Origin of the sequence: Phaeobacter sp. JH20_29 (assembly GCF_048056175.1) — a bacterium.
In the GTDB taxonomy this organism is placed as follows: Bacteria; Pseudomonadota; Alphaproteobacteria; order Rhodobacterales; family Rhodobacteraceae; genus Phaeobacter; species Phaeobacter bryozoorum.
In genome coordinates, this window is the sequence record NZ_JAYMWO010000005.1 from 184818 (window position 1) to 196643 (window position 11826).

Below are 11826 nucleotides of genomic sequence, written 5' to 3' on the forward strand. Positions count from 1 at the left end.
TGACGGCCAAATCAGGTGAAAAGCCCGGCAAAGCGCTCGCGCAGCGCTTTCTTCTGTACCTTGCCCATCGTGTTGCGCGGCAGCTCCTGCATCAGCGCGACATGTTTGGGCTGTTTGAACTTTGCCAGCTGCCCGGACAAAGCCGCCTGAATGGCCGCAGCATCGGTGCCTTCCTCTGTCGGGACCACCACCGCCACCACGGCCTCGCCGAAATCGGGATGCGGCACGCCGATCACCGCACTTTCCAACACCCCCGGCAGATCGTCGATCAGGGTCTCAACCTCCTTTGGGTAAACGTTGAAGCCACCGGAGATCACCAGATCCTTTTCCCGGCCGACGATGGTGACATAGCCGCTGTCGTCAATCTTCGCGAGATCGCCGGTGATGAACCAGCCATCCGGGCGCAGTTCCTCGGCAGTTTTCTCCGGCATCTGCCAGTAACCCTGGAACACATTCGGACCGCGCACTTCCAGCACGCCGATTTCGCCCTGCGGCAGCTCCTGTCCCTCCAGCATCACCCGCGCCTCCACCCCCGGCAGCGGTTGGCCGACAGTGCCTGCGATGCGTGCGCCATCATAGGGGTTTGAGGTGCTCATATTGGTTTCCGTCATCCCATAGCGTTCCAGAATGCGATGACCTGTGCGCGCCTCCCACTGTTCGTGGGTCTCCACCAGGAGCGGCGCCGAGCCGGAAATGAACAGGCGCATATTGGCCGCCAGATCTGGGGTCAGCTGCGCCTGCGCCAACAGCCGCGTATAGAAGGTCGGCACCCCCATCAGCGCGGTCGATGTCGGCAGAGCTGCAAGAATGGCCTCGGCATCGAACCGGGGCAGAAACACCACCTGCGCCCCCGCCAGAAGCGCCACATTGGTCGCCACGAACAGCCCGTGCGTGTGGAATATCGGCAGCGCATGAATCAGCACATCCTCAGCGGTGAAGCGCCAGTGATCCCGCAGGGTCAGTGAATTGGAATAGAGGTTTTCATGGCTGAGCATCGCCCCCTTTGACCGGCCCGTGGTGCCGGACGTGTAGAGGATCGCCGCCAGATCCGATGGGATCCGCGCCACCGGATCGAACCCGGCCTGCCCCGCTGCCAGCTCCATAAGGCTGCCCTGCCCATCGCCATCCAGCGTCAGCACGGCTGCCTCGCCCGCGACCGCGCGCAAACTCTCACGCCGCGCCGGATCGCAGACAAAGACGCGCGGCGTTGCATCACCGATGAAATAGGTCACCTCCGCATCGGTATAGGCAGGGTTAAGCGGCAGAAACACCGCCCCGGCCATCACCGCACCCAGATACAGCTCAATCGCGGCAAGGGATTTCTCCACCTGCGCCGCGACACGATCCCCCGGCTGGACTCCACGTGAAACAAGCGCCGCCGCCATACGCTCAGCCCCGGCGAAGAGATCCCCATAGCGCAGCGGATCGGCACCGGGACGGGTGGCGAATACGGCATCCTCGCGACCAAGAGAGGCGGCGCGCAGATGATGGATCAGGGGATTTGCGTCATACATTCAGGGGCTCCTTGCGGCGGTGCGGTTGGGTTTCATGACCCTGCGCGACCTTGGACAAAGCCGGGTGGTAAAATCAACCCGTTGCACTTTTTGATCCGCAGGCGCAGGGTCTGCGCATGGTGACATCCTTAACATCGCATCAACCGGGCCGTGCCATTGCGCTGAAACTGGCGGCCATTGCCCTGTTCACCGGGCTGTCGGCGATCATCAAGGCGACATCGGATGTGGTGCCCGCGGGTGAGGCGGTGTTCTTCCGATCGTTTTTTGCCATTCCGGTGATCCTGATCTGGCTGACCCTGCGCGGCCAGCTGCCGTGTGGTTTGAAAACATCGCGGCCCGGAGGGCATTTCCTGCGTGGCATCCTGGGAACGACGGCGATGGGGATGACCTTCATGGGGCTGGGGATGCTGCCACTGCCCGAAGTCACCGCGATTGGTTATGCAACGCCGATCTTCACGCTGATTCTGGCCGCACTTCTGCTTGGGGAGCGGATCCGGCTGATCCGGATCAGCGCGGTGATCATCGGTCTGATCGGTGTTCTGGTGATGCTCTGGCCGCGACTGGGGGGCGGAGATCTGGGCGATACCGCGACCCTGGGGGCCATCCTGATCCTGATCGCGACGGTGGCGCGCGGGCTGGTACAGATCCATATCCGCCGTATGGTGATGACGGAACATACGGCCGCCATCGTGTTCTACTTCTCGCTGACCGCCTCGATCCTGTCGCTATGCACGCTGCCCTTTGGCTGGGTCTGGCCTGACCCCGTTACGCTGGCGCTGCTGATCGGCGCCGGGCTGGTTGGCGGGGTGGCACAGATTCTGGTCACCTCCTCGTATCGGTTTGCCCCGGCGTCGATGCTGGCGCCCTACGATTATTCCTCGATGCTGTTTGCCATTCTGCTGGGCTATATCTGGTTCAATGAGCTGCCGACGCTGGTGATGCTGATCGGTGCCGGGCTGGTGATCGCGGGCAATGTGCTGGTAATCTGGCGCGAGAGCCGTCTGGGCTTGGAACGCGGCAAGGCGCGGTCGGTTACCGATCCCAAGGGTTGAGGCTGGCGGCTAGTCCGCCTCCAGACGGGCGCGCAACCCGTTGATGCGGTCCCGCAGGTCCAGCAGATCCTGCAGGTCGCCCCCCAGTTCCTTCAGGATACAGGAGGTGATCTCGCCTGCGTTATCCGCCAGATCCCGCCCCCGCGCTGTAAGCTGCACCAGACGGCTGCGATCATCCTCTGGGTTGGCCACACGTGCCAGCAGCCCCGCAGCCTCCATGCGCTTCAACAGTGGTGTCAGCGTGTTGGTTTCCAGGTCCAGCTGCTGGCCCAACGCGCCGACGGTCTGCCCATCGGTGTGATAAAGCGAGATCAACACCAGATACTGAGGATAGGTCAGCCCCAGCGGCGCCAGCAACGGGCGATAGAGCCGGGTCAGCGCGTGGTTTGCCGAATAAATCGCAAAGCACAGGAGATCCGGCGTATCTGGTATGGGTGATGTTGGCGTATCGGTCATGGGTGCAATTTAAATCGTGCACGATCCTTCTTCAAGGACTTGACCTTTGCGCCGGAGGATCCATTTATATCGCACGCGATGTAATTTACTTCGACAGTGACACAGGAAAGGATCCCATCATGAGTGTTTCTCCCGTCTACACAGCCGCAGCAACCGCAACCGGTGGCCGCGATGGCAAAGCCAGCATCCACGACAGCGACCTCAGCTTTGATCTGGATCCGCCCAAGGAAATGGGTGGCGGCGGCAAGGGCAGCAACCCCGAGCAGCTGTTCGCTGCCGGCTATGCGGCCTGCTACATCGGCGCGATGAAATTCGCGACCACTCAGGACGACAGCCTCGCCAAGGTACCGAATGACGTGTCGGTCCACGCCGAGGTCGGCATTGGCCCGCGCGACGAAGGCGGCTTTGGTCTCACCGTTGCACTGAAGGTGGCCCTGCCCGGCCTCTCCCCCGAGGAGGCAAAGGCGGTGACCGAGGCAGGCCACAAGATCTGCCCCTACTCCAACGCGGTGCGCGGCAATGTGACCGTCACCACCGAGCTGGTCTGATCCCGGCACCATGCCCACGGCCCCCAAAGGGGGCTGATACGGAAAAAGCGCGGGGTTTTCCCCGCGCTTTTGCATTGTAACAGCGATCTGGCGTTCCGGGCGCAGGGTCAGCTGCGCACCAGCTCCTCATAGGCTTTGGCGATCTCACGTGTCATCTCGCCCACCTCGAAGCTGTGCGGACCGATCTGGCCAACCGGGGTGACTTCGGCGGCGGTGCCGGTCAGCCAGCACTGTTCGAACCCGTCCAGTTCCTCCGGCATGATGTGGCGCTCATGCACGGTGATACCGCGATCCTTCAGCATACCGATTACGGTCTGTCGGGTGATGCCGTTCAGGAAACAGTCAGGTTTCGGCGTATGCACTTCGCCATCCTTCACGAAGAAGATATTGGCGCCGGTCGCCTCCGCCACATAGCCACGGTAATCCATGAACAACGCATCCGAGCAGCCCTTGGCCTCGGCCTTGTGCTTGGAGATGGTGCAGATCATGTAAAGACCTGCCGCCTTGGCGTGGACCGGGATGGTTTCCGGGCTTGGTCGTTTCCATTCCGCGATATCCAGTTTGGCGCCCTGCATCTTGGCATCGCCATAATAGGCGCCCCAGCCCCAGACCGCGATGGCCATGCGCACCGGGTTCTTCGCCGAAGCGACACCCATGTCTTCGCCCGAGCCGCGCCAGACAACGGCCCGCACATAGGCATCCTGCAATCCGCTGGCTTTCAGGGTTTCCTGCTTCGCGGCTTCGATCTGATCCACGGTATAGGGCATCGGCATATCCAGCGCTTCTGCGCTGGCGACCAGACGCTCCGAATGCTCGCGGCTCTTGAAGATCTTGCCATTATAGGCGCGCTCCCCCTCGAAGACGGAGGAGGCATAATGCATCGCGTGGCTGAGGATATGGACCTTGGCATCGCGCCAGTCGACCATTTCCCCGTCCATCCAGATCAAACCGTCCCGATCATCATAACCCGCCATGGCGCACCTCCTAATGCCTCGCCCAATTTCCAGAAGTTGCGCATTATATGACCGGTTCGGACATAATGTTGCGCTAAACCTGCGATTCGATACATCTTCAGACTTGGAATGTCAACAACGCTGACTTAAAATGGCCTCAACACAACAGGGGAGAGACCCATGGCAGAAGGGCGACCGGGGCAGGGATTTGGCGGCGAAAGCCTGCTGTTTCTGACGGATGAGCAGTTGCGGCAGGGCATTGAGGCGATGTTCTTTGCCTATCGCGGATTTACCGCAGACCCGGATCGTATTCTGGCTGAGATGGCCTATGGTCGGGCACATCACCGGGCGATCCATTTTATCAATCGAGCACCGGGCACGACGGTCAATAATCTGCTGAGCATTCTGGGGGTGACCAAACAGTCGCTGAACCGGGTGCTGCGGGCCCTGATCGGTGATGGTCTGGTGGAAAGCCGGGTCGGGGTCACCGACAAGCGCGAGCGGCATCTGTTTCTGACCGACAAGGGGCGTGCGCTGGAGGCCAAGCTTTCGGATGCGCAGCGCGCCCGGATGCGCACCGCCTACAAGGATGCCGGCCCGGAAGCGGTGCAGGGCTTCAAGCGCGTGCTGGAAGCGATGATGGACGCCGACATGCGGCGCGCCTATGCCAAGCTGCGGGAGAGTGGCACATGACCCGGTTCGATTCCCATCTGCTGATTGTCGATGATGATGAGCGCATTCGCGGCCTGCTGAAGAAGTTCCTGATGCGCGCCGGGTTTCTGGTCACCGCCGCCCGCGATGCCGCTCATGCGCGGCGGGTATTGTCGGGGCTGGATTTCGACCTGATCGTCCTGGATGTGATGATGCCGGGCGAGGATGGGGTCTCGCTCACCCGGTCGCTGCGCGAAACCCTGAGCACCCCGATCCTGCTGCTGACCGCCAAGGGCGAAACGGATGACCGGATCGAGGGGCTGGAAGCTGGCGCGGATGACTATCTGTCCAAACCGTTCGAGCCAAAAGAACTGTTGTTGCGGATCAATGCAATCCTGCGGCGGATGCCTGAGCCCACGGCCCAGGATGCCGCGCCCAAAGTGCTGCATCTGGGACCGATCCGCTATGATATCGAGCGCGGCGAGATGTGGCAGGGTGAGGAGTTGATCCGACTGACCGGCACCGAAAACCAGCTGATGAAGATCTTCTCCGCCTGTCCGGGCGAGCCGGTGAGCCGCACCAAACTGGTCGAGGATCTGGGCCGCGACCGTGGTCAGGCGCAGGAACGCGCCGTGGATGTGCAGATCACCCGGCTGCGGCGCAAGATCGAGCCCAACCCGAAGCAGCCGCAATATCTGCAGACGGTGCGCGGCGCAGGATATATGCTGGCACCGGATTAGGCCCAGAGTTCCGGAGCCGCTGCGCGGCGATTTCATGCCTCCGGCGGGGATATTTCCGGCCAGAAGAAAAGGACGCGCCATGGCGACCGCTTTGTTAACCCACGCAGATTGCCTGCTGCATGTGACGCCCGAGGGCCATCCCGAGCGGGTGCCAAGGCTGGAGCATGTGCTGCATGCGCTGGCGGGGCTGGACCTGCACAGGGTCACCGCGCCGATGGCGGCGGAAGACGATATCCTGCGCATTCACCCAAAGAGCTATCTGGAGGAGCTGCGCCGCAGCCTGCCGCAGGAGGGGTTTGGTCGCATTGATGGCGATACATTCCTGTCGCCCGGATCGCTGGATGCGGCGTTTCGCGCGGCGGGGGCAGCTGTACGCGCGGTCGATATGGTCCTGACGGGCGAGGTTCAGAATGCCTTTGTCGCAGTGCGCCCGCCCGGCCACCATGCCGAGACAGAGACCGCGATGGGGTTCTGCTTCTTTGGCAATGCCGCACTGGCGGCAAAACATGCGCTGGATCACCATGGGCTGGCGCGTGTGGCGGTGGTGGATTTCGACGTGCATCACGGCAATGGCACGCAGGATTTGTTGTGGGACGAGCCGCGGGCGCTGTTCATCTCAAGCCAGCAGATGCCGCTCTGGCCGGGATCCGGTCGCCCTGAGGAAGACGGCGCGCACGGCCAGATCCTGAACCTGCCGCTGCCACCCGGATCAGGGGGCGTGCACATGAGGTCGGCCTACGTCGATCAGGTGTTTCCGCGGCTGCGGACCTTCAAGCCGGAGCTGATCGTCATCTCCGCCGGCTTTGACGCGCATCAGGATGATCCGCTGGCCGAACTCAATTGGAGCACCGAGGATTTCCGCTGGCTCAGCCGCGAACTCTGCACGCTGGCGGCGGAGATCTGCGCGGGGCGTATCGTCTCGACTTTGGAAGGTGGATATGATCTGAACGCGCTGGCCGCAGCGGCCAAAGCCCATGTGGAAGAATTGATAGAGGCAGGCAGATGACCGACACCACCAGTCCAGAAACACCCGTTGACGAGCTGAGTTTTGAGCAGGCGATGCGCGCGCTTGAAACCGTGGTGGATCAGCTGGAGCGCGGCGATGTGGCGCTGGATGCGTCCATTGCGCTTTATGAGCGCGGTGCCGCGCTGAAGAAGCGCTGCGAGGACGAGCTGAAGCGGGCCGAGGAAAAGGTGGCGGCAATCACGCTAGATGCCGCAGGCACGCCGACCGGGACCCAGCCGCTGGATGCCGGCTGAGTCATGAGCGCCGCCGCAGACACGCAGAGCCGGCCCTTTGCCCTGGCGCTGAAAGAAGCCCAGACCCTGATCACCGCCCATATGGAGGCCCGGCTGGGCGGCAATGATCCGCTGCATGCGGCCATGCGCTATGCCATCACCGGCGGCAAGATGCTGCGCGGGTTTCTGGTTCTGGAAAGCGCGCGCCTGCATGGGGTTGCCGAACAGGCCGCGCTTGAAGCGGCGCTGGCGATCGAATGTATTCACGCCTATTCGCTGGTGCATGACGATCTGCCCTGCATGGATGACGATGATCTGCGCCGGGGCCAGCCCACCGTTCACAGGAAATGGGATGAGGCGATGGCGGTTCTGGCCGGGGACAGTTTACAGACATTTGCGTTTGAGCTGCTTGCCGATCCCAAGATCGGACCCCATGCGCTGACCCTGATCCGCGGGCTGGCGCAATCCTCCGGCAAGGATGGTATGGTCTCCGGTCAGATGCTGGATATCGCTGCTGAAACCGCTGCGCGGCCGCTGGATCTGGATCAGATCACCCAGTTGCAGAACCGCAAGACCGGCTGCCTGATTGCCTGGTCCGCGACCGCTGGCGCGGTCATGGCCGGGGCGGATGACAGCCCGCTGCGACGCTATGCCGATGCGCTTGGCCTTGCTTTTCAGATTGCCGATGACATTTTGGATGTGGAAGGCGATGCTGCCAAGGTCGGCAAGGCCGTGCGCAAGGATGCGGAAGCGGGCAAGGCCACGTTTGTGTCTCTTCTGGGGCTGGACGCGGCGAAGGATCGCGCCAAAACCCTGATGGAACAGGCCTGTGAGGCGCTGACCCCCTATGGTCATGCCGCCGAAACCTTGAAGGAAACCGCGCGCTTCGTTATCTCGCGCGATAGCTGAGCCGCAAGAGACCGCGCCTCGTCAGAGCCAAACGCCCGCCAAACGCTCAAGGAGCTGCCATGTCAGACCGGCCCCAGACCCCTCTTCTGGATCAGATCACCCGCCCGGCGGATCTGAAATCCTTGAGCGATGCACAGCTGACGCAGGTCGCACAGGAACTGCGGCAGGAAACCATTTCCGCCGTTTCCGTCACCGGCGGCCATCTGGGCGCAGGTCTGGGTGTTGTCGAGCTGACCACCGCGCTTCATGCGGTGTTTGACACGCCCCGCGACAAGATCATCTGGGACGTCTCGCACCAGTGCTATCCGCATAAAATCCTGACTGGTCGCCGCGACCGCATTCGCACATTGCGGATGAAGGACGGGCTGAGCGGTTTCACCAAACGTTCGGAATCACCCTTTGATCCCTTTGGCGCGGCCCATAGCTCCACCTCGATCAGCGCCGCGCTTGGTTTTGCCGTGGCACGGGATCTGGGCGGTGTCATTCCCGAAGGCAGCGGCGATGCAATTGCCGTCATCGGCGATGGGTCGATGTCGGCCGGCATGGCGTTTGAGGCGATGAACAACGCAGGCCATCTGGGCAAGCGGCTGATTGTCATTCTGAACGACAATGAAATGTCGATTGCGCCGCCGGTTGGCGCGCTGTCGTCCTATCTGTCGCGCCTATATGCCGAAGAACCCTTTCAGGAACTGAAAGCGGTGGCAAAGGGGGCCGCATCCCTGCTGCCCGAACCCCTCCGCGAGGGCGCCAAGCGCGCCAAGGATATGCTGAAGGGCATGGCGGTGGGCGGCACCTTGTTTGAAAGCCTGGGCTTTTCTTACCTTGGGCCGATTGATGGTCACGATATGGACCAGCTGTTGCCGGTCCTGCGCACCGTGAAGGCGCGCGCCACCGGTCCGATCCTGATCCATGTGCTGACGAAGAAGGGCAAAGGTTATGCCCCGGCGGAACGCGCCCGCGACAAGGGCCACGCCACCGCAAAATTCGACATGGTGACCGGCGAACAGAAGAAAGCGCCCTCCAACGCGCCCTCCTATACCTCGGTCTTTGGCAAGGAGCTGGTGCGGCTGGCGGCTGAGGATGACAAGATCTGCGCCGTCACGGCGGCGATGCCCGATGGCACCGGATTGAGCCTGATGGCCGAACGCTACCCTTCGCGCTGCTTTGACGTCGGCATAGCCGAGCAGCACGGCGTGACCTTTGCCGCCGCGCTGGCCGCCGGCGGGATGAAGCCCTTCTGTGCGATGTATTCCACGTTTTTGCAGCGCGGTTATGATCAGGTGGTGCATGACGTGGCGATCCAGCGCCTGCCCGTACGCTTTGCCATCGACCGCGCCGGTCTGGTCGGTGCGGACGGGGCGACCCATGCGGGCAGTTTCGACATTGCCTATATGGCCAACCTGCCGGGCATGGTGGTGATGGCCGCCGCTGATGAGGCCGAGCTGGCCCATATGACAGCCACCGCTGCCGCCTATGATGACGGCCCGATTGCCTTCCGCTACCCCCGCGGTGAGGGCGAAGGTGTTGATATGCCCGAGGTGCCGGAGGTGCTGGAGATCGGCAAGGGCCGGATGATCCAGGCGGGCAAACGCGTGGCGATCCTGTCCTTTGGCACCCGGCTGGGTGAGGTGAAAAAGGCCGCCGAGGCGCTTGCCGCCAGAGGCATCACCCCGACAATTGCGGATGCACGTTTTGCCAAGCCGCTGGACCGCGACATGATCCTGCAGCTGGCCGCTGATCACGAGGCGCTGATCACCATCGAAGAAGGCGCAGTGGGCGGTTTCGGCTCCCATGTGGCGCAGCTTCTGGCCGAGGAAGGCGTCTTTGACAGCGGGCTGAAGTTCCGTTCCATGGTGTTGCCCGACACCTTCATCGACCAGGCCAGCCCCGCGGATATGTATGAGGTGGCGGCGATGAACGCACCGCAGATCGAGGCCAAGGTGCTGGAGGTTCTGGGTGTGGCAACGATTGGCGAGAAGCGGGCCTAAACCCCCGTCGTTTCCTGCGGCGGGACGAAGGTCTCGAGGTCCTCGGCGGCGCGGACCGCGCGCAGGCCCTCTCGATAGGTGGGGTAAAACAGCTCCACCCCCAGATCATCCTTGATACGCTGGTTTCTGACGCGCTTGTTCTCGCCATAGAAACTGCGCGCCATCGGGGTCATACCGGCCTCATCGAAGGGGACTTCGGCAGGGATCGGCAGGCCCAGCAGCTCGGCGGCAAAGCCCAGCACATCCTGTGGCGGGGCCGGATCATCATCACAGAGGTTGTAGATCGCACCGGGATCAGGCTGTGCGATGGAAGCGGCGATAACCTGTGCGATATCGTCCACATGGATGCGCGAGAACACCTGACCGGGTTTCACGATACGGCGTGCCTTTCCGGCCATCAGCTTGGCAAAGGGGCCGCGTCCGGGGCCGTAGATCCCAGCGAGGCGAAAGATATGAAGCGGCAGATCGGGGATGGCCTGCCAGCCTGTCTCAGCCGCGGCACGCCAGCGGCCACGCTGGCTGGAAGGGGTGACGGCTGTGTCCTCATCCACCCAGGCGCCATCATGATCACCGTAGACAGCCGTGGTGGAGAGGTAGCCGACCCACTCCAAAGTGTCGCCACGGGCGGCGGCTGCCAGCGCATCCGCCAGTTCCGCCAGAACCGGGTCTCCTGCCTCGGTCGGTCCCACCGACGACAGGATATGCGTCACCCCATCCAGCGAGAGGGGGGCACCGGGCCAGGTGATCAGTTCAACGCCTGCAAGAGGCTCCGCATCCTCGGCGGATCGGGTGGTGCCTATGACCCGCCAACCGGCCCGAAGCAGCTGCGGGACCAATGCGCGGGCGGAATAGCCAAGGCCAAGACAGAGAAGCGTTTTTGTCATGTGCCATAGATGCGCGCGAGCCTGTGCGGGTGCAAGACTTGATTCAAGCGTCAAAACCGCATTTCCTGTGGCCATGGCGCAAAAACAGATCACGCTGGCCGCCGCCTACGGGCTGGAGACGCCGCAGCACTCCCGGCAGCTCTATGCCGATTGGGCCGAGAGCTACGACAGCAGCTTTGCCGCAGGATCGGATTACATCCTGCCGGATCAGGTGGCCCGCCTGTTCGCTGCCGCCGACGGGCGCGGCCCTGTTCTGGATGTCGGCGCAGGAACCGGGCTCTGCGGCGTCGCGCTGGAGCGGCAGGGCATTGCTCCGATAGATGCGACCGATATCAGCCCTGAAATGCTGGCACAGGCACTGCGCAAGGATGTCTACCGCGATATCATCGAAGCGGATCTGACCACCGGCGTCCCGGTGCCACGCGACACATATGCCGGTGTCGTCTCCTCTGGAACCTTCACCCACGGCCATGTCGGACCAGAGGTTCTGCCGGGTATCCTGCGCCTTGCCCGACCGAGGTCGGTGTTTGCGCTTGCCATCAATGCCCGTTTTTCCGCCCGCTGCGGCTTTGCTGCGGCTCTCAAACGTCTTGAGAAGGGCGGCTGGATCCGTGGGCTGACCCTGCCGGAGGTGGCCATCTACGGTCCCAAAGCCACCGGCGCCCACAGCACGGACAAGGCGCTGATTGCGGTGTTTACCAAGGTCTAGGAGCAGCCTGCATTGTGCAGCGCATCTCTCTCAAAGCGCAGCGCTGAGGCTATGCAGGATCCGATGCGACACAGCTATGCTGACGTTCGCTGTGGGCCGGGGCCCACACTTAATAGCGCCCACCGGGTCTAGGCTGCGCTGAGGTTGATCGCAGGACAACAGCGGGGTCATCTGCCGCATCGG

13 protein-coding genes are annotated in these 11826 nt (G+C 62.7%); 9 read left to right on the forward strand and 4 right to left on the reverse strand.

Annotation, left to right across the window (positions count from 1 at the left end):
- Window positions 1-11: 11 nt before the first annotated feature.
- The gene (locus tag VWZ85_RS03640) at window positions 12-1514 is read right to left on the reverse strand and encodes a malonate--CoA ligase (protein ID WP_416587165.1); all 1503 of its coding nucleotides are present in this window, start codon (window positions 1512-1514) and stop codon (window positions 12-14) included.
- A 116-nt stretch (window positions 1515-1630) separates the two neighbouring features.
- On the opposite strand from VWZ85_RS03640, the gene VWZ85_RS03645 reads away from it, so the two are divergent.
- Complete coding sequence (locus VWZ85_RS03645; protein WP_416587167.1) at window positions 1631-2566, forward strand: DMT family transporter; 936 nt, start codon at window positions 1631-1633, stop codon at window positions 2564-2566.
- A 9-nt stretch (window positions 2567-2575) separates the two neighbouring features.
- On the opposite strand, the gene VWZ85_RS03650 is transcribed toward VWZ85_RS03645, so the two are convergent.
- The gene (locus VWZ85_RS03650) at window positions 2576-3022 is read right to left on the reverse strand and encodes a MarR family winged helix-turn-helix transcriptional regulator (protein ID WP_416537817.1); all 447 of its coding nucleotides are present in this window, start codon (window positions 3020-3022) and stop codon (window positions 2576-2578) included.
- Window positions 3023-3141: 119 nt separating this feature from the next.
- Between VWZ85_RS03650 and VWZ85_RS03655 the strand changes: the two genes are divergently transcribed.
- A complete protein-coding gene (locus VWZ85_RS03655) occupies window positions 3142-3570 on the forward strand; it encodes an organic hydroperoxide resistance protein (protein WP_340547013.1) in 429 nt (142 codons plus the stop codon).
- A 107-nt stretch (window positions 3571-3677) separates the two neighbouring features.
- Here VWZ85_RS03655 and VWZ85_RS03660 read toward each other — a convergent pair whose 3' ends face one another.
- On the reverse strand, window positions 3678-4544 hold the full coding sequence (locus tag VWZ85_RS03660) for a branched-chain amino acid aminotransferase (RefSeq protein ID WP_260102748.1): 867 nt from the start codon (window positions 4542-4544) through the stop codon (window positions 3678-3680).
- Between the two features lie 159 nt (window positions 4545-4703).
- Here VWZ85_RS03660 and VWZ85_RS03665 point away from each other — a divergent pair, with 159 nt between their 5' ends.
- From VWZ85_RS03665 to dxs, 6 genes are all read left to right on the forward strand, one after another.
- Window positions 4704-5216, forward strand: a complete 513-nt coding sequence (locus tag VWZ85_RS03665; RefSeq protein ID WP_260102749.1) for a MarR family winged helix-turn-helix transcriptional regulator — start codon at window positions 4704-4706, stop codon at window positions 5214-5216.
- A complete protein-coding gene (locus VWZ85_RS03670; RefSeq protein ID WP_260102750.1) occupies window positions 5213-5914 on the forward strand; it encodes a response regulator in 702 nt (233 codons plus the stop codon). Before VWZ85_RS03665 ends, VWZ85_RS03670 begins: the two co-directional genes overlap by 4 nt.
- Before the next feature lie 79 nt (window positions 5915-5993).
- Window positions 5994-6920: a histone deacetylase family protein gene (locus tag VWZ85_RS03675; protein WP_416587169.1), complete on the forward strand. Its 927-nt coding sequence runs from the start codon at window positions 5994-5996 to the stop codon at window positions 6918-6920.
- Window positions 6917-7174, forward strand: coding sequence for an exodeoxyribonuclease VII small subunit (locus VWZ85_RS03680; protein ID WP_061050169.1), 258 nt, complete (start codon window positions 6917-6919; stop codon window positions 7172-7174). The genes VWZ85_RS03675 and VWZ85_RS03680 overlap by 4 nt, the downstream gene beginning before the upstream one ends.
- A gap of 3 nt (window positions 7175-7177) precedes the next feature.
- Window positions 7178-8062, forward strand: a complete 885-nt coding sequence (locus VWZ85_RS03685; RefSeq protein ID WP_416587171.1) for a polyprenyl synthetase family protein — start codon at window positions 7178-7180, stop codon at window positions 8060-8062.
- Between the two features lie 59 nt (window positions 8063-8121).
- Complete coding sequence (dxs, locus tag VWZ85_RS03690) at window positions 8122-10050, forward strand: 1-deoxy-D-xylulose-5-phosphate synthase (protein ID WP_416587173.1); 1929 nt, start codon at window positions 8122-8124, stop codon at window positions 10048-10050.
- Here the strand turns inward: dxs and VWZ85_RS03695 are convergent.
- Complete coding sequence (locus VWZ85_RS03695) at window positions 10047-10934, reverse strand: SDR family oxidoreductase (RefSeq protein WP_416587175.1); 888 nt, start codon at window positions 10932-10934, stop codon at window positions 10047-10049. The two genes, dxs and VWZ85_RS03695, sit on opposite strands and share 4 nt — an antisense overlap.
- Before the next feature lie 73 nt (window positions 10935-11007).
- Here VWZ85_RS03695 and VWZ85_RS03700 point away from each other — a divergent pair, with 73 nt between their 5' ends.
- A complete protein-coding gene (locus VWZ85_RS03700) occupies window positions 11008-11643 on the forward strand; it encodes a class I SAM-dependent DNA methyltransferase (RefSeq protein WP_340547018.1) in 636 nt (211 codons plus the stop codon).
- The last annotated feature ends 183 nt before the right edge of the window (window positions 11644-11826 follow it).

What these genes read in the sequence shown, in the direction of transcription:
- VWZ85_RS03640 (WP_416587165.1), bottom strand. Translation starts at nt 1,514, where the DNA reads ATGTATGACGCAAATCCCCTGATCCATCATCTGCGCGCCGCCTCTCTT.
- VWZ85_RS03645 (WP_416587167.1), top strand. Translation starts at nt 1,631, where the DNA reads ATGGTGACATCCTTAACATCGCATCAACCGGGCCGTGCCATTGCGCTG.
- VWZ85_RS03650 (WP_416537817.1), bottom strand. Translation starts at nt 3,022, where the DNA reads ATGACCGATACGCCAACATCACCCATACCAGATACGCCGGATCTCCTG.
- VWZ85_RS03655 (WP_340547013.1), top strand. Translation starts at nt 3,142, where the DNA reads ATGAGTGTTTCTCCCGTCTACACAGCCGCAGCAACCGCAACCGGTGGC.
- VWZ85_RS03660 (WP_260102748.1), bottom strand. Translation starts at nt 4,544, where the DNA reads ATGGCGGGTTATGATGATCGGGACGGTTTGATCTGGATGGACGGGGAA.
- VWZ85_RS03665 (WP_260102749.1), top strand. Translation starts at nt 4,704, where the DNA reads ATGGCAGAAGGGCGACCGGGGCAGGGATTTGGCGGCGAAAGCCTGCTG.
- VWZ85_RS03670 (WP_260102750.1), top strand. Translation starts at nt 5,213, where the DNA reads ATGACCCGGTTCGATTCCCATCTGCTGATTGTCGATGATGATGAGCGC.
- VWZ85_RS03675 (WP_416587169.1), top strand. Translation starts at nt 5,994, where the DNA reads ATGGCGACCGCTTTGTTAACCCACGCAGATTGCCTGCTGCATGTGACG.
- VWZ85_RS03680 (WP_061050169.1), top strand. Translation starts at nt 6,917, where the DNA reads ATGACCGACACCACCAGTCCAGAAACACCCGTTGACGAGCTGAGTTTT.
- VWZ85_RS03685 (WP_416587171.1), top strand. Translation starts at nt 7,178, where the DNA reads ATGAGCGCCGCCGCAGACACGCAGAGCCGGCCCTTTGCCCTGGCGCTG.
- dxs (WP_416587173.1), top strand. Translation starts at nt 8,122, where the DNA reads ATGTCAGACCGGCCCCAGACCCCTCTTCTGGATCAGATCACCCGCCCG.
- VWZ85_RS03695 (WP_416587175.1), bottom strand. Translation starts at nt 10,934, where the DNA reads ATGACAAAAACGCTTCTCTGTCTTGGCCTTGGCTATTCCGCCCGCGCA.
- VWZ85_RS03700 (WP_340547018.1), top strand. Translation starts at nt 11,008, where the DNA reads ATGGCGCAAAAACAGATCACGCTGGCCGCCGCCTACGGGCTGGAGACG.